Annotated in this window: 18 protein-coding genes; 4 read left to right on the top strand and 14 right to left on the bottom strand. The window is 41.4% G+C overall.

All coding sequences use genetic code 11. The features are described 5' to 3' along the window. Window position 1: 1 nt before the first annotated feature. Complete coding sequence (locus tag LZF95_RS15505; RefSeq protein WP_233756011.1) at window positions 2–601, bottom strand: hypothetical protein; 600 nt, start codon at window positions 599–601, stop codon at window positions 2–4. A 115-nt stretch (window positions 602–716) separates the two neighbouring features. On the opposite strand from LZF95_RS15505, the gene LZF95_RS15500 reads away from it, so the two are divergent. Together LZF95_RS15500 and LZF95_RS15495 are read left to right on the top strand one after the other, a co-directional pair. Further along, a complete protein-coding gene (locus LZF95_RS15500) occupies window positions 717–1277 on the top strand; it encodes a hypothetical protein (protein WP_233756010.1) in 561 nt (186 codons plus the stop codon). A gap of 18 nt (window positions 1278–1295) precedes the next feature. After that, entirely contained in the window at window positions 1296–1457 is a 162-nt protein-coding gene (locus tag LZF95_RS15495; RefSeq protein ID WP_233756009.1) for a hypothetical protein, read from the top strand. A gap of 46 nt (window positions 1458–1503) precedes the next feature. Here LZF95_RS15495 and LZF95_RS15490 read toward each other — a convergent pair whose 3' ends face one another. Further along, entirely contained in the window at window positions 1504–1821 is a 318-nt protein-coding gene (locus LZF95_RS15490) for an antibiotic biosynthesis monooxygenase (protein ID WP_233756008.1), read from the bottom strand. Between the two features lie 312 nt (window positions 1822–2133). Here LZF95_RS15490 and LZF95_RS15485 point away from each other — a divergent pair, with 312 nt between their 5' ends. Continuing rightward, a complete protein-coding gene (locus tag LZF95_RS15485) occupies window positions 2134–3078 on the top strand; it encodes a DUF4097 family beta strand repeat-containing protein (RefSeq protein WP_233756007.1) in 945 nt (314 codons plus the stop codon). A gap of 263 nt (window positions 3079–3341) precedes the next feature. Here the strand turns inward: LZF95_RS15485 and LZF95_RS15480 are convergent, their stop codons facing one another. The 12 genes from LZF95_RS15480 to rhaM form a co-directional block, all read right to left on the bottom strand. Next, window positions 3342–5030 carry a carboxypeptidase-like regulatory domain-containing protein gene (locus tag LZF95_RS15480; RefSeq protein WP_233756006.1) on the bottom strand — a complete coding sequence of 563 codons (1689 nt, stop codon included), beginning with the start codon at window positions 5028–5030 and terminating at the stop codon, window positions 3342–3344. Between the two features lie 164 nt (window positions 5031–5194). Further along, window positions 5195–6169 carry a FecR family protein gene (locus LZF95_RS15475; protein ID WP_233756005.1) on the bottom strand — a complete coding sequence of 325 codons (975 nt, stop codon included), beginning with the start codon at window positions 6167–6169 and terminating at the stop codon, window positions 5195–5197. A 12-nt stretch (window positions 6170–6181) separates the two neighbouring features. Beyond that, the gene (locus LZF95_RS15470) at window positions 6182–6763 is read right to left on the bottom strand and encodes an RNA polymerase sigma-70 factor (protein ID WP_233756004.1); all 582 of its coding nucleotides are present in this window, start codon (window positions 6761–6763) and stop codon (window positions 6182–6184) included. Between the two features lie 208 nt (window positions 6764–6971). Next, window positions 6972–8183: a hypothetical protein gene (locus LZF95_RS15465; protein ID WP_233756003.1), complete on the bottom strand. Its 1212-nt coding sequence runs from the start codon at window positions 8181–8183 to the stop codon at window positions 6972–6974. A 191-nt stretch (window positions 8184–8374) separates the two neighbouring features. Continuing rightward, window positions 8375–8512 (bottom strand): hypothetical protein, encoded by a 138-nt coding sequence (locus LZF95_RS15460; RefSeq protein ID WP_233756002.1) that lies wholly within the window; start codon window positions 8510–8512, stop codon window positions 8375–8377. A 184-nt stretch (window positions 8513–8696) separates the two neighbouring features. Next, window positions 8697–8927, bottom strand: coding sequence for an acyl carrier protein (locus LZF95_RS15455; protein WP_233756001.1), 231 nt, complete (start codon window positions 8925–8927; stop codon window positions 8697–8699). Between the two features lie 235 nt (window positions 8928–9162). Beyond that, window positions 9163–10440 carry a sugar isomerase gene (locus LZF95_RS15450; protein ID WP_233756000.1) on the bottom strand — a complete coding sequence of 426 codons (1278 nt, stop codon included), beginning with the start codon at window positions 10438–10440 and terminating at the stop codon, window positions 9163–9165. A 13-nt stretch (window positions 10441–10453) separates the two neighbouring features. Next, entirely contained in the window at window positions 10454–10753 is a 300-nt protein-coding gene (locus LZF95_RS15445; protein WP_233755999.1) for a hypothetical protein, read from the bottom strand. Window positions 10754–10781: 28 nt separating this feature from the next. Beyond that, a complete protein-coding gene (locus tag LZF95_RS15440; protein WP_233755998.1) occupies window positions 10782–10970 on the bottom strand; it encodes a hypothetical protein in 189 nt (62 codons plus the stop codon). Between the two features lie 2 nt (window positions 10971–10972). Further along, on the bottom strand, window positions 10973–12397 hold the full coding sequence (locus LZF95_RS15435) for a cytosine permease (protein WP_233755997.1): 1425 nt from the start codon (window positions 12395–12397) through the stop codon (window positions 10973–10975). A gap of 278 nt (window positions 12398–12675) precedes the next feature. Next, window positions 12676–15459 carry a glycosyl hydrolase gene (locus LZF95_RS15430; protein ID WP_233755996.1) on the bottom strand — a complete coding sequence of 928 codons (2784 nt, stop codon included), beginning with the start codon at window positions 15457–15459 and terminating at the stop codon, window positions 12676–12678. Between the two features lie 12 nt (window positions 15460–15471). After that, window positions 15472–15789 carry an L-rhamnose mutarotase gene (gene rhaM / locus LZF95_RS15425; protein ID WP_233755995.1) on the bottom strand — a complete coding sequence of 106 codons (318 nt, stop codon included), beginning with the start codon at window positions 15787–15789 and terminating at the stop codon, window positions 15472–15474. A 424-nt stretch (window positions 15790–16213) separates the two neighbouring features. Between rhaM and LZF95_RS15420 the strand changes: the two genes are divergently transcribed. Beyond that, complete coding sequence (locus tag LZF95_RS15420; protein ID WP_233755994.1) at window positions 16214–17137, top strand: glycoside hydrolase family 28 protein; 924 nt, start codon at window positions 16214–16216, stop codon at window positions 17135–17137. The last annotated feature ends 112 nt before the right edge of the window (window positions 17138–17249 follow it).

Genomic DNA, 17249 nt, shown 5'->3' with positions numbered 1-17249 from the left:
ATCAGTTCGTTAGAAGTACGGGTGAGGTAGATTCCACTATTTTTTCAGAGCCATTCTTCAGCTGTAAAATAGTTTTGGTCTTTAACTGTGATTTATTCTCAGGTTGTATAGCTATAGTAAGTCTGTATAGTCCCGTAGATCCAGTGAAATCCTTTAAATCTGAAATCTTGATATCATCATGAGTGGTAACCAAATTTGAAATATCAGTTCCTGCTTCTATGTTCCCATAGGACTCCAAAAGAATCATGGATATATCCTCGATATTTTGAAAATTAAGATTTGGAGCACAGGAAAGCGCATAGGCCCGGCCAGGAAAACTTCCTGTGTGGGAGCTTTGGGAGAAAGTTTCGAATGCCAACCGCAGATAAACATTGAAGTCTTCGATAGATACGGTATCTGTTTCTATAGCGTGACGGTTATTACTATAAGGCTCATAAAAGAGCGACACATCTGTAGCATTAGCTTTGACTGGCCCCCCACATTCCCCAAAAGGATTGACCTCAGGGTCATCTACACAGGCTATTAAAATCATCATAGACAGATAGGAGGCAAGAATGCCAACTGTCACCTTTATGCGCTTGATATTTAAAATTGAGGACATATGGTATGGTGCTATCGTTTGAAATCTATAATTACCCACGTAATTTACTTAAATCTAGTAAGCTATTTGCGGATATTTACGTTATTTGGTATTAATAAAACTTAAATAAACCACTATGAAAGTCCTTTTTATCTTCTGCTTATTTTTATTCAGCGGTTACATTGTTGTTGCGCAAGATACAGATTCAAAACCAGCTACACGCGCAATATATGCGGAATTGGGAGGTGTGGGTTTACCCTATAGTTTCAATTATGACTTCCGTTTTGACAAAAACAGGATAGATTCCTGGGGAATGCGCGTCGGTTTTGGGGGATATGCTATGGAAGGCGATTCCTTTTTTTCCCTCCCGGTAATGGTCAACAAGTTGTATGGAAAAGGTAATCATTTCTTTGAAATGGGGTTTGGTGCTACTTTTCTGGCATTTAACAATGATACCTACACAAACTGCTATTACGATCAAAACGGTATTTATACCTGTTCCTCTACTTCTGACGCAGGCACTAACTTCATATTGGATATTGATGGGTCACCTTCAGTGATGGGTGTTTTGAACTTTGGTTACCGCAGAATGCCTACCGACGGAGGTTTTATGTGGAAGATCAACCTGAATCCCATATTCAACAATAATGGCTTTTGGCCCTTATTTGCCGGTGTAGGGTTTGGATATGCATTTTAAAAAATGTGATTATCCGCAATGATGCCAGTAACCCTATTCTCTTTGCTTTACTGGACGGAAGACCGAAGACGGGTGACCGAAGTGGCCTTGACGCTGGTGTTTTCCGAATCCTATGATGCTTTTATTATTTTACTGGCAGAAAAGCGGATATACATATTAAAAAATAAAGAGTCTGAATAAAATGCCCGGATGGCTTATGCTATGCGGGCATTTTATTGTTGGTTTTTCAAAGGCCAAAAGCATAATCTCGCTGTACTACACAAATCCTTGTTTTATAAGCAGCATACCATTTTTCCCTACCCATTCTTTGCGCCAACAGGTGATCAGTCTGCTGCTTCCATATTCGGATTGACTCCAGGCTATCCCAATAACTGATAGTAATCCCCAGATCATTGCGCGCACTTTCATGGCCTAGGTATCCCTTCTGTTGAGTAGCCAGAGTGACCATTTCCATACTTGTTTCTTCATATCCCTCTTCAATATCAGTTCTGATATTTGAAAAAATCACGGCGTAGTAGGGTGGTTCAGGGGTATTGGCGATCATTTTTATTTTTTTTATAAGGGTAAATATAAAGTTAACTGTCTAATCTTTATCTGCTAAAAATGATTTTGAAATCACGTTCTATTAGTTTAAATCCAAGAAAACAAAAAGCCCGCTTCAAGACTTTCTAAGGCAACATAATCTTTGGATCCTAATTTGGACAGGGATTAGGTCATACGGATAATTCTTGGCGTTTGATCTAAACCAAGGAATAAAATGAGATAGAAACTGGCCGCACAAATCCAACGTATATTTATATGCAAGCAGAATAGTAAGTTTATAAAGTCAATACATTATTTTAAAATCTATCTGTTTATGAGCAATAACCAATTTAAAATTCGCTCTTTTCTTTACGTAGTATTGGGAGCTATTGTGATAGGAGTGACCTCCTGTACTACGGAAATGGAACTGGTCCAGTCCGTAGATCAGGAATTTTCAGGAATTTCTTCTTTAGACATTGAGTCTGCTTTCCTTGATGTGACTTATATAGGAGACCCAAACAAACAAGAGATTCACCTAGTAGGTAATATGGAATCCAACCGGAGTGGAAATTATTCTATTGAATATAGAGTGGATGGTGATAAACTCATCATTGAAGTGGAAAAGCGTGGAATGGGTACAGGTAAAAACCGTGGTTTTTTAAACCTCAGCGGTCCTGAATTCATGAATCTGGATCTGGAAGCAGGTTCTGGTAGTATCCTGATCCAGAATGTTTCATCAAATGAATTTGAATTTGAGGGTGGTTCCGGTAATGTGGAACTCAACAATATCAGTGCTCCGCTCATTGAGCTGGAATTAAGTTCCGGCAAAATCCAGGCTTCAAATCTGGTAGGGAATGTTGACGTGGAAATCTCTTCGGGAAATGCGACAATAAGCAAGCTTGAAGGGAACATCAATGCAGTCGGTTCCAGTGGGAAATTTACTTTCTCTGAGATCAACGGCAAAGTAAACAGCACATTGAACTCGGGTAACGGGGACTTGAATAAAGTCCAGGACATCGGAAAGCTGAAAACTTCATCAGGCAATTATACCGTGAAGGAATCATATTTGGGAGCTACAACGAGATTGGAAGGCTCTTCGGGGAATTTTGATGTTCAGACCAGCTCTAATTTGCAGGATTTCAACTTTGATCTGAAGTCTTCCAGTGGGAACATTACCGTGGGAGAAAGTTTCTCTTCCGGCTCATTGAAGATCAATAACGGTTCTCCTTATACCGTGTCAGGCGTTGTCTCTAGTGGCAACATCCGGATAAGGAACTAATCAAAAGTTGTTCACATCGCCCAGACCCGGCTTAGGCCGGGTTTTTTCGTATGTGCAATCTGGAATCATCTCAGACACGAACTGCTGCTATAGATGTCATCATTATCCAAGGCCTGCAGAAAACGCCAGTAATAGGTCTTTATCCATACGCCAGAAAATCCCAAAATCGCTATTTTCTAGCTAGCCTCAGACACACTATCTTCTATGTTGATCTCATTAGAAGAGTCTTTCTCATAATTTCATGTATAATAGTGACTGATATGTTACAAAATCAGTTGCAATCCCGCAGTAACCCCTCCATAACTACGGTATATACCATGTATGGTGGTTTTCTCCATTATGTTCCATCCCCCAACAAAGTCCGTCTGTCCTGGATCCAGGAAGGCGAAATTTAAACTAGGTCCTGCAAATATTCTTAAACTATTCCCCATTTTAACTCCTGCGATCAGTCTGAATGACTGGACATTATTGTAGATAGACACAAAATCACTGGCAGTCAAAGCCACAAACTCCGAATCCAAGGAGAATTTATGATCAGTAAGTATATGGAAGCCAAAACCAACTTCAAAGGCGTAAGGAGCATCTACATCCCGGTGTTGATAAGCGATTCCCAAAATCCCATAGGTTTTCTTGCCTCCTGACCGAAAATTGAGATGTGAGAATCCAGATTCGTCAAAATGATACGCCAGGTTCATCTCACCGTTTTTGATGAAGTTTAAGAATCCTATAGGATAGTCATTCTCTTCAGCAATATTGACTAAGCCAAATTGGAATCCATTCACGACTTTTGCCCTGTTTATTATAGAAGTAAATTGATTGTTGACTGAATCAGAAACTACATTGCTGATTCCGGACAATTGGAAAGCGGCAGATTCAGATGCATGGTTGCCTATCCCCGCCAATTGAAAATTCCTGGAGGTTTGGGCGTGATTCACAATGCCCCCAATCTGGACATCCGCTACCCTGTCCACCCGGTTCGCTATACCGCCTATTTGCAAGCCTTTTACATTGCCTTTTACATGGTTGTATATCCCCCCGATTTGAAGTCCCTGTACATTCTTATATACAGAATTATAAATCCCCCCGACCTGAAGCCCTTGTGAGCTTCCACCCACTAGATTAAAAATCCCTGCTACTTGGACTGATTTTACATCTCTCTTATTGATATTGAATATACCCGCTACCTCTAGTCCTTCTATTCCCGCGGTATATCCGCCTATAAGATTGAGGGAGAAATTACTGATGGTTTGGCTATTAAACATGCCTTTGGAACTGACTCCTGGAACTAGTGACATCTGAACGGGACTTTCGGCAAAGTAGCTTCCCACATTGATTCCCTGAAGACGCTGTCGGAAGCCTATGAAAAGATTTCCCAGAAAGCTTTCCTCTATCTCCTGCGTGGTACCATCTCCGGGTATGTATCTGAAAGTCCTGCTGTCTTTCTTTGCTTTTATATTTACAACAGGCAAAAGCAAGAAAGTGGTATCACGATAATTTTCTTTACTTAATGTCAGCCAGATAGATGCGTTATTTTTCTTATACTTAAGCTTGAAGAATCCATTTTCATCCGTTAATGTGGAGACCAGGCTATTTTTATCATAAATACTAGCTTGACTTACCCCCTCATTTGTTCTTGTGTTTTTGATATATCCTTTTACCGTAACCCGGTTGAATTGCGTTTCCATCTCCGCATCCAGATCCAGTTTCTCAGGTGCATACCTAATAATAATATAGCCGGGCAATTCCTTAAACTCGTATTCATTGCCTAGTTCTTGCACCAGTAAATTTCCAATACTCCCTGAATAGTGATTGTTTATCAAAGGCCTGTCGAGCTTCAGCAAGCTACTTTCATAAGAAAAGTAAAAATTATTGGTAGTGGAAAGTGTATCCAGCATCTGACGAAGTGTAAGCTCATCAGAATTTTCAAATTGGATTTTTTTCGCCAGCATCATCTGGCAAAATCCAGAATAGGAGAGGCATAGAAACAACAAGAGTAGGGAAGACCCCTTAAAAATAGCTTTAGTATGGAGCATTTAAAGATAAAAACAAGAGTTTAATTGAATTAAACAAAGCAAGGACCATGATTTTTTACCATGATCCCATCTTATAAAGTTACTTACTCTACCATAATTTTATCATCTGACTTCGATATTTTTAGATTGAGGGTTTCTTGAAGCACTTGAAGGTTATCGTCCAATGATCCATATTCCAAAGTTGTGGTAATAGGCAAATCTTTAAGTTCTACTCTCTTGATTACGATTTTTGAATCATACGCCTCATTCAGAACATTTACCAACTCTTGCAAAGGGGTGCGGTCAGCATGGAACTTGTTGCTCACATAGTAATTATATAATGAGTTTTCCAGCTGACTCTTTATCATCTGGCCAGTCTCCCTGTTTATCCGAAGCTTGTCATTAGGATGGAGTATTTCCATATTTTCCGCTGTTTTCACCTGTACCGAACCCGATGTGACGATCACTTCTGTGTTCTTTTCTACAGATTTCACATGAAAGCTGGTGCCTAATACCGTGATTTCCACACCATCATTTTCAATTACAAATGGTTTGCTTTCAATTCTTTTCACATCAAAATAGGCTTCTCCACTTTTCATATTCACATTTCTTTTTCCCGAAAAAAGCTTTTGTGAATAGCTTAACTGCGAGTTTTTATTTAAAGTGATAGCTGTACCATCCAGCAATGGGATTTCCAGAGGAAGATTTTCTGACTGGAATTCAACCGAACTATAATATGCTTTTCCGGACTGGGGGAGAAAGAGCGTATATACCCAAGTAGCTATTAAAATCAACGTGATGGAAGCAGCAGCTCTCAGCCAATTATTGTCCATGAAACGCTGGATTGGCTGAGGCTTAACTAATGGCTTTTGATCCCGTAGTTTAGTGAATTTTGTCCAGGCAAGGTTTTCATCTACTTGGCTTTTTTCAAGATGAGATTTGCCGGAATCCCAGATCCATTTAATCTGCTCAAATTGCTTTTTATTCTCTGAATCACTTTCGATCCAATCCTGTACAGCTTTGGACTCCTCTACATCGCTTTCCTGAAGCAAGTATTTTATCAGTTTTTCTTCATTCATGGTTTCCACAGCTTAGACATTCATCAGAAATAACAATAGCAACGGAAGAAATTCCGCTAGTTCCACCCGTAGTGCCTTCAGGGCTTTCCCCATATGTGCTTCTACAGTTTTAATAGAAATATCCAGCCTTTGGGCTATTTCCTGATATTTCAGTTCCTCAAACCTGCTTAGATTGAAGACCATCCTGCATTTCTCCGGTAGTTTCTCAAGTGCCAGTTGAAAACGGTCATAAAGCTCGTTTTCCTGCCCCTTGATCTGATCTCCAACTTGTTCGGGTTTTCCTTGGGTTATTTCGTAATGCGCATGTTCCCAATGCTTTCGTTTCACTTTCTGATGGTTGATATGGTTCAGACTGTCATGGTACACCGCCCGGTAGAGGTAGGCTTTGAGGGAAGTGTTGATTTCCAAGGTTTGGCGTTTTTCCCAAAGCTTTAGAAAGACACTTTGGACTATTTCTTCGGCATTTTCTGATTCTCTTAGAATTGCCAAGGCATAGGCATGCAAAGGCTTGAAGTAAGTTTTGAAAATGGCTTCAAATGCCTCTTCATCAATTATCGCTAACGTATTTGACGGCTGTAGTAGTTTTTCAGTCACCTGAGATTTTGGGATGCTTCATTGATATGACAAGCTGAGCTGGTCTTACCCTTAGTTCTTTGGTAAAAATATGGAATATTAGTAAAAAAGCGGGAAGTCCGAAGACGGAAGACGGGAGGATTGCAGCATCTCAATGAAATCGTATCACATGTTCTTTTGATTAGCAATTCCCGCTTTTTGATACTTCGGTCTTCGGTCTCCCAGCTTCTCAAAACCTCACATTTACCCCGGCAGTGAATCCCAGAAGAACAGATTGGTATTTATTTCGCCCTATCTCATCCCAAATCACCAATCCGGAGACCTGGACTTTATCCAAATCTTCTGAGTGGATATAGGAGAGGCTAGGCCCTGCAAAGACATGTGCGCGCTCTGAAATCTTCAGCGCAGGGAGTAGCTGGAAACTGAACTTGGAGAAATCGCTGTCTTCAAAATCCGTCAGGTATTTGCTGACTCCTTCCACTTCCAAACGGAAGAGCCTGCTTTCTATCAGATTAAAGCCTAAACCTCCTTCAAATCCATAGGGCAAATCTTTCCTATCAAAGTTGGTTCCTATGCCTAAAATCCCATACAACCGCTTCCCGCCTGAGCGAAAAGTAAGGAAGGAATTGAGGTTCTCATCTATGGAAATCCCCAATCTTTTATCTCCGTCCTTTACGATATTGATCAAGCCTATGGTGAGATCGCTACTATCGGCGATATTGATCAGACCGATTTGTATGCCCTTGACAGTTTTGGCCCGATTTACTAGCCCTGAAATCTGGATTCCTTCCACGTGATCAGCTACATTTGCGATTCCCGAGATTTGCAATCCGTCCACTTTTTTGGCTACTGAGGATATCCCCGCTACTTGTACTCCGTCTATTTCGGGGGAAATGTTTGCGATACCTGCTACTTGGAGTCCATTTACAGATTTAGAGATGTTGGCAATTCCGGCAACCTGAAAACCATCTACACTGTCGGCCAGATTTGAGATTCCGGCGATTTGACCTCCGGTTACATTTTTGGCTGTATTGAATATGCCCGAAGCCTGAAAAGCTGAATTTCCCAAATTTATATTGCCTATTCCTGCTATTTGGGCGGATTCAGTTGCGTCAGCGCTTTGGTTAAGAATGCCTGCCACTTGTACTCCGGATACCTTTCCTGACACATTGTTCCATAGCCCGGAGATCTGCGCGCCATGGAGGTCACCTTTGACTATACCTGCCAAACCATAGATGGCGGCACCGGTTTCCCCACCGGACAACCCGGTAAGTAAGTGAAGACTGAAGCTGTTTGTATAGTCAGCAGCAGTGCTTCCATGGGTGGATACAGGATAAAATAGGCCCAAGTGGGCAGGGCTTTCCTCTTGGGCATAAGAAATAGAGATTATTCCCAAGAAAAGAAATGAAAGAAGGGTGGTTTTTAATTTTAAAGGTTTCATTTGAAATGGTGATTTTTTGAAAGTGTATTTTAACTGCAGAGAAAGCGGTAGTTCGGCATGCTTATCAACCAAGGTTTTCGGAGAAGGCACAGATCAGGAGTACTTATTTAGACATACTTTTGTGCACCTCATCGGTAGGAAGGAAATTGGCCTCCACGAATGCAGAAAATCCGAATGATAAAGGAGCTTCTTTAATCTGCGTCAATCAGCGACCTTTTCAGCGAGGATCTGCGGGAGCTAAGTGTTGCTTCGTTCCTACCGATGACGTTTGCGGGAATGGTGATCAATGTAGCATCGCTTGAGATCTCTCCCTCTGGTCGAGATGACATTACACCGTCATTCCGATTTTGTGCGGTTGGCAACCAAATGTTAAGTCTCGCAATGACGTTAACTCCCTCGTTGGTTAGCGTTATCCTGCCTCTCCAGAAGCTGGATTTAACCCCCTTTTACCTATTTGTGCCAACCTTGTCGATTGGCAGGAAGACCAATGGTATGAATATTTTTAGTAAAGGATCAATCGAGCAGCAAAGCGATCAGCTGGGAAGGGGCGTTGACTTGGAAAACTTTGTGATCTTCCAACTCCTTATTGAGTGCATATTCCAGTTCGAAAATCAATCCATTCAGGAAGATTTTGTCCATTTGGAGATCATAGATAAAGTGGTCGTGTTTACGTACTCCTGTCAATACTATTCCGTATTCCCCAAAAACTTGGGTGATTTTTCGGAGTTGGCTATATTTTCCCATACTGTCTTTTTTGTGGTGCTGCAGTTATGACAGTAGGGGGAGGATTTACCCTTAGTTGGGTAGGAAAAAAAAATTAAAATTAAACTGCAAAGCAAACAGAGGTTTTCGCAGAGAACCGCAAAGAGCGGTTCATTAAGAAAAAATATCTCGAACCTTAAAATATCAGTTTACGAGAGTTTTGTAACTTTTCCAAAGTTCGAAACTTTGGAAAAGTTAATTTTTGAATTTGATTAAATCATAACCCTGAAGCTACTGATTTTAAGCCTCTTTCTTTGATTAAGGATTCTCTTACTTTAAGGCTTCGGAAGGCGTGAATTGGATCAATAGCGCCGCCTGATCTACGTATGGCTTCAGCAAGCAAGGGACGAAGATCGGTTCTATAAGCATCCTGCAGTATTTCTTGAGCTCCTGTCACATCATGGGTTTCCTGAGCCGCTTCCAAAGAATTGCTGTCCACTAAAAGAGCTTGTGCATAAGCGAGCTTGATTGCCTGAACTGACTGGATCAGATCTTCCATAGGATCTTTCAGATTATGGCTGGCATCGATCATCCATGAAAGTGGGGGATTATTGGTTTCTTCAAAACCCTTCACCAGTTCCTGAAAAATCAGAAATAGCTGATATGGCTTGATGCTACCCACAGTCAGATCATCATCCCCATACTTGGAATCATTGAAGTGAAATCCACCCAGTTTTCCTTCTGTCATCAATGTGGCCACTATCTGTTCGATATTTGTATTGGGCAGGTGGTGACCAAGATCCACAAGCGTATAGGCCTTTTTGCCCAGTTTATTTGCCAGCAGGAAGGAAGTTCCCCAATCCTGGATTACCGTGCTGTAGAAATAAGGTTCATAGGGCTTGTATTCAATAAGAAGCTTCCAGTGTTCAGGTACGGCTTTATAGATTTCCTGTAGGGACAAGTGGGTGTTTTCCAGAGATTTTCTCAGACTATGTTGGCCAGGGAAACTGCTTCCATCCGCCAGCCAAACTGTTAAAGCTTTAGAACCCAATTTCTCCCCAATCTCAATTACCCGCTTGTTGTGTTCCACTGCCAATTCACGGACGGATGCCTCAGAATTGGCCAAGGAACCGAATTTGTAGCTGTTTTCCTGATTGGCCTGGTCTTGAAAAGTATTTGAATTGACGGCATCGAAACCGATTCCTACTTCCGATGCACTGTCTTTAATGAATTGGTAATCATTGGGTATATCCCATGGTATGTGAAGTGAAATTGCATTGCTGGATTGGTTAAGGGCATGAAGAATTCCTACATCTTGGATTTTCTGGATTAGAGTTGCGGGTTCCCCACCACCTGAAAATCTTCCAAAACGTGTCCCACCGGTTCCCAGCGCCCAACTTGGGATAGCTATTTGCAAGGCTTGAAGCTTGGATATCAGTTCTTCTACCTTGTAGCCTTTCCTATCCAGACTTGCTTCCAGAAATTCAAAGTTTCGGGCATGCTCGCTTAATTTTACTAAATTCTGATCTTGTATTTGATCTGATGTAAGTTTCATAGATTATATTTTTTTAACTGCAGAGGGCACGGTTGTATTTTTCAAAGTTGTCGATGTCCTGAATTTTTTTCCGCAGAAAAGGTCGCAGATTTCCGCTGATTATAAATATTCTTAGCAGTTGGGCTTTAATGATAGATGCCTGGCTTATCCAGAAGTAGGACTTTATTTTTTTTAATATGTATATCCGCTTTTCTTCCAGTAAAACAATAAAAGCATAATAGGATTCGGAAAACACTAGCGTCAAGGTCACTTCGGTCACCCGTCTTCGGTCTTCCGTCCAGTAAAGCAAAGAGAATAGTGGTACTGGCATCATTACGGTTAATCATATTTTTTAATATAACCTATCCAATTTCCTCTTCTTTCTCTGATTTATTCATCCAAAAGGAAGCTGAGCCAAACCAAATTATCGTGCCGATCAGCATCAATGTTTTGGAAAGTTCAGGGGTAATTATTCCATTTAAAACCAAGAAAGATGGAATGAGTGTCAATGCTAAAGCAGCGAATGATATAATTTTTAATAAACTTTTCATATTTAATAGGTTAATGGTATTATAGGAGAGGCGGTTGTCACTTTTTTCTGAATGGTTTTTGAAGCTATTAGATAAACAAAAACGGCTACAAACCAGCCCGGCAGGCCAAGGAAGAAAATCTCAATTCCTCCCCAGATATTCAATCCCAGACAGAAGACCAGAGATATGGCCCAGGTGATTCCCACGGCTGGATTGAAATGTGACTTGGTCAATTCTGCATAATTGCTGGCAAGTCCCATTTTTGGAAGGACAAACACATCCAAGAAAATCACCGCTCCCAGAGGCATCAAGATCAGTCCGTACAGAGCCACAAATTCCAGCAATTGCATCACCAAGGCGGGAAAGCAAGCTGCAATCGTCGTCACCAAACCCACAAAAAGCGTGACCTTCCAAGTTTTCCATTTTGGATTAATGGATTGGATGGCAAGTCCTGCCCGGTAAAGTGTAGGATTGGCGGTGGTCCAGCCTGCGATTACAACACAAACGGCACCTGCTATACCTGCAGCTTCATAGGCGATGGGGCCTGGCGCAAATACCAAGCTGCCCTGAGATTCCAAGAGGAATAGGGAGTACAATATCCCTGAAGCCATCCATGCAATAAAATGTCCCAAGAATACTCCTCCGGCAGTAGAAAAACCAAATGTCCATTTCTTGGCATAGCGTAAAATAGACATATCTGCCATCCCGATATGCATGCCCATATTGCAAAACCAGGCAAAGAACATAATATGCCAGAAGGTGAATTTACTTTGGCCTTCAAGTGGCACTCCAGTCCAGATCGTGGATTCAGCAACTGGCCAAAACTCGGAAAAGGAGTTGATTCCCAATCTGGGCAATACGCCTACTGCAGCTGCAATAAAGATCATTATCATCCATGGAGCTGCGATATTGGCGAATTTTGAAATAACATTGAATCCAAACATGGCTACAACCGTCGTAATAGCTCCAATCCCAAAAACAGTGATAATCCATCCCACGCTATTCGGATAAACATCGGTAAGAGACGGCATGGGTAGATTAAAAGGAATGCCGACAGCTGTAGCAGATACTGCGATCATGGAGCCAGCCAAGAAGCAAAACAGTGCCGCATTTACCAAGTTATAAACAAGTGTAAAGCGATTTCCTGCGATTCTTTCTAATTGGTAATAAAGCGTGATACGGGTTTTAACGGCTACTTTTCCTGTGAAAAATGCCCAACTGAGAATAGCTAGAATATTTCCTACAATCAGGCCACTCACCAAATCCCCGGCAGAAGCTCCGTGTGCTACGAAAAGTGGACCTAGTACAAACTCAGTTCCTGCTGTATGCTCACCCGCATAGGTACCTATAAAGCTTTTCCATCCTTTAAGTTTGTTCTTGGGTATGGGAGTCCGTTCGTATTCATTGACAGCTTCCAGACGCTGTTTTAGGTTTTGGTTTGATGACATAGGTTTATTTTATGGGCTTGAAGTTTAAATTAGGCTATGGGACGCTTTCAAGTATCCTGTAGTATATGGTTAGAGATAGATGGAAAATTGTATATATGATGATCCGCAATGATGCCAGTAGCCATATTTTCTTTGTTTTCCAGGCTAGAAGATCCTTGCCTGCCGACAGACAGGGATGACCTAAGTGACCCAAAAGATAAACTTTACAAAATCCTTTTGTGCTTTAATCTCTTTAGCGATAGAAAAACGGATAGACATAATTTTGAATTTTTATACTGTCAGTCAAACTCTATAATCTCAATTTTCCCATCGAGTCCGGAAGGCATGGTATTCCAATTACTCGCATCAAAAGGCTTGTAATCTATCGTAACAAAATTTATTTCATGGTAATTTCTCCATTCTATGCCTTTTCGATCCAGATGCCTTATACTATTTGCCATTAGGTTGGCCACTTCTATTTTGATTATGTTTTTCCCATTCTGCAGTTGTTCACTTATGTCAAGTTGATAGGGGATACTCCAGGTATTTCCCGCATACGCTCCATTGATCCATATTTTGGCGCTTTCATACACCTTGTCAATAGTCAGTAAATAATGCTTTCCTTCCGTCTTTGAAAATTGAAATTCAGAGGAATAGCTAGCTTGACCTGAGAAATCATCCGCTATAGGATCTCCATTGCCTGTCCAGGGTTTGATATTTTCCATAGTTTGGGAAGCAGGGAGTTTTGGTTGTCCCTGTGTAAAAGAAAGTTTCCAATCTTTTGAAATATCAGTGACATTTGATGGGGTACTGTAATCAGGCCAGCCGGAAATGCCTAAGTCAACTTGGTCATCAAAAGTCTTTAGGAAAATCGATTCTCCTGATTTCAAAAATATGTTTACACTAGTCCCTGAATTTGAATTTCCGGAAGGTATCGTTCCGGTTTTCCCTGTAAGAGGATCCATTGCCATCACTGCTCCTGATTTAGTGTTAAGTGAAATTGCCTGGGACACGGTCTCGGAAGTATGGTTTACAAGAAAATAATAGGTACCGTCGGCTACTTTTCTTCGGATAAAATCAAGCCCGGAATCCACGAGGGTTTCTCTATAGATTCCCAGGCTTTCCAATGTCTCTGTCAGATCCCCGGAAAGGAATACCTGACCTTTTCCTACTTTTGATTTTCCGTTTTTGAAATCTATGGCTTCCCACAGTTGAATGAAAATAGCTTCATTTGAATTCTGGTCAGAGTGTAGCCCGGGGATGGATTTAGGCTTGGATTGAAAAATCACATAGGCTCCATCTTCTGCCAGCTTTAGAATATTTCTTAGCGTTTCAGTGGGCATGAATTCCGCATCCGGAATGAGCAGCACCTTTGCCGAATTTTGTTCTGAAGTCTGTATGGTTCCATTTTTTGCCTTGGATTTTGAAATCATATCATCAGAAATAAAATCAACCGAATATCCTGCATCCATCAGTTTTTTGGATTGCTTGTAAAACTCTGTAGGATGCAGCCATTCATCTACCGCATGTACGGTAATCATCTCCATTTTGCCTTTTGGCTCTGCCCAGACATCATATACAGGCCAATAGACCAACAATTCATTATCCGCTTTTCCGGCTTGCAAAATCGCCTGTGATCTGGCAATGTAGTCATTGAATCCCTTGAAGTGAGGCCAAAGGCTATTATGCTGGGTAAGATTCAGCGAAGCATAAAACAACCAACCGGGATAGGGGACATCTTCCGGACTGTAGGTGACACCATGATAGAAAATGTGATTGACTCCCGCAAGAAATGCCTGCTCTACTTCGGGCTTCATCTGGGCAAAAGAGGATTTAAAATGCTCCCCCAGCCAGGTAAAGGTCTCCAATGAAACCAGATTTTTGCCTGTCACATGTGCCGCTGAGGAAGCGAACTTCAGCATGATGGGATCAGGATCTACATTTCGGATATCCGCGCTGTCTCTTCGCAAACCGGGAATAGGGAAATAGCTTGATCCGAAGGTTTCACATTCAGGAATATCCACTGCGGCATAGAGATCGAGCAGATTACCGGGAGAACCATGAGCTTGGTTTTTGGTCAATTTGGATTGGTTGTGAGCCCAACTTGTCCAATTCCTCGTGAAATTGTTCAGTAGGAGATCATTGATGGTTTCCCGATAGTCAGATTTTACTCTCCGCACTATTTCCAAGTTTTCTTCACTTTCCAAGTAGGGTAGATACTCCTTCAAATCATATCCTCTGCGTTTTTCAAATTCTTCAAAAAAATTGGGAGTAAAATCTGCTCCATACACTTCGAAACTGTCATTATAAAATGCTCTGAAACCGTAATCCTTACCCGAGAATGCTTTCTGAAAATGCGAATTATATGTATCAACTGCCGATTTGCTGAAGTGATCCAAGGTAAATCCAACTCCTCCTGGTGCTGCCCGCTTTACCATCTGGCCTGTTTTATCCAAGAAAATGGCTTTTATCTTCCAATCTCCGGCTTCGTCCCAAGTTAGTTTTCCCTTATCGTCCACATAGGAAGTGATTTCTTTGGCTTGGTTATTTTCATCGTAAGCCATGACAGCAATGAGTTTTGCATCGGGCTGGTTTTCTTTTTTCTTCTGAAAAAGAATGGGAGTAGCGAGCGTCAGGCCATCTTCTTTTTCATAATCCTGAATCACCATTCGGGTTGCTGCATTTTCCACATTTACCTGCGGGCCTCCAAATGGCCAGCCTGTTCCCTGGGTCATATCCACGCCCATTCCGAGTGAATGAGCTTTGTTTATCGTAAAATCAAGCATACTCAGCCAATCTTCAGAAAGAAAGTCAATGTATCGATCTTCGAAGCCTTTTGCTCCGTAGATAGGCGCAATTTCCACTCCACCGAGCCCGACTTCCTGGTATGTTTCCAATAGTTTGGAAAGATTCTCTTCATCCACCGCGCTTCCCATCCACCACCAGCGCGTCCATGGTTTGGCAGTTTGGGTGATTTCTGGCCATTCAGTTGAAATAGGTGCTTTTTCTTCTATTTGTTGAAAACCAAAGAACAGGAGTGTTGGGATGATGAGGGTAAGTAAGCCTTTGTATTTTGGGGTCATTGGAAATGGAGGTTATTGTAGATCAAAAACGTTTGGGAGTTCTACCGAAATAGGAGAGTTGTCAGGATTGGTTTCCATAATATCAGCCATGTGCTTCCACCAGCGTTGGACTATCTCTGTGCTGCCAAGATCTTGCGAGTTGGCTTGTCCTTCGATCACCTGAAAAGCAAAAAGACAGGAAGTCTCTTTGTCAAAAAAGATCTGATAATCCACGATTCCGGTGTCTTTGAGTAAAGCGACCAGTTCCGGCCAAATCTCTCTGTGTCTTCTTTCATATTCCTCTTCGAAACCCGGGATCAATTTCATCCGGAAGGCTAGTTTTCTTGGCATTTTGAAAAGTGAAGATTGGTAGTAAGAATATATTCAGCGTGTAATTTATAAAAGCTGGTTGGTTAGAAAAATGATTAAGGTGCTAATCATAGAAATATTGATTTAATCCGTAAAAAGATGCTTATTCAAGCGAAACGCTGAGTTTTTTGTGCAAAAACCAAATGATTATTGCGCAGAAGAGGTCATATTCTAAATCTTAAAAAATAGATAAATGTAGCTCTTGAGCTAGTTTAGATGGGATCGATTGTGCAAAGAGGCTTAATCAAAATTGCATAAAAACGGATCTGCTAAAAGCTATAAAAGAAACCATAATTCAATTCCATAATGAAGTCAATTACATTTTTCTCCCATTCAAAAAATATTTTCTTTTGGGCAGGAAAACATTGCTGTCACCGGAAAAGGGATTTTGGATGGGAATTCGGATATGGAAAACTGGTGGTGGTGGTGTGGGGCAAAGCATTATGGATGGAAAGAGGGCATGGGCAGACAGACGGAAGCCCGAACGCTGCTCCATCAGATGGTCGCGGATGAAGTACCTGCAGAGGAAAGAATATTTGGAGAAGGCCATTATTTACGTCCCCAGTTTGTACAGTTTTACAAGTGTAAAAACATTCTCATTCAAGACATAAAACTGATCAATTCACCCATGTGGAACATTCATCCTGTGCTGAGCGAAAACATCACGATTGAAAGATTGAGGATAGAAACCTTAGGGCCGAACAACGATGGAGTAGATCCTGAGGCTTGCAAAAATGTATTGATCAAGGACACATATTTTGATACAGGAGACGATTGCATTGCCATCAAGTCTGGCAGAAATCAGGATGGAAGAAATATAGGAGTGGCTTCAGAGAACTTTATTATCGAGGGATGCACCATGAAAGAAGGCCATGGGGGAGTGGTCATCGGCAGTGAAATCTCCGGTGGAGCGAAGAATATTTTCGCACAAAACCTAGTGATGAGCAGTGAGAATCTCGATCGTGTACTTCGTATCAAAACCAGCTCAAAGCGGGGCGGAACCGTGGAGAATGTCTATATGAGAAATGTGAAAGTAGGTAAATACAAAGAGGCTGCGGTACGATTCAATATGTTCTACGAAGAGGAGGGAGACCATATTCCCCAGATCAGGAATGTAATCGTGGAAAATCTACAGGTAGAAGACGGTGGAAAATATGCCGTGATGATAGATGCCTACGAGGATTCCCCGGTGGAAAACTTCCAAATGATAAACAGTACGATCAATGGTGTAGATGAGCTATTTAAAACTAATCACTTAAAGGATGTCAAGTTTACTAATGTGACAATCAATGGCAAAGAGGTGAAAGAGCTGGTGAAGACAGAGGAGTAGGAGAGCTGGATTGATCATGGAAGACCGAAGTGTTTATTGAAAGGGTTTGTAAATTATTTTACCCCTAAGGGTCGATTAAATGCAAAATCAAAGGCTTCCCGTTTAAGACCTC

This window comes from Algoriphagus sp. AGSA1 (assembly GCF_021390545.1).
Lineage (GTDB): Bacteria > Bacteroidota > Bacteroidia > Cytophagales > Cyclobacteriaceae > Algoriphagus.
The sequence above is the reverse complement of the archived record's forward strand: the minus strand, read 5'-3'. Positions and strand labels throughout refer to the sequence as shown.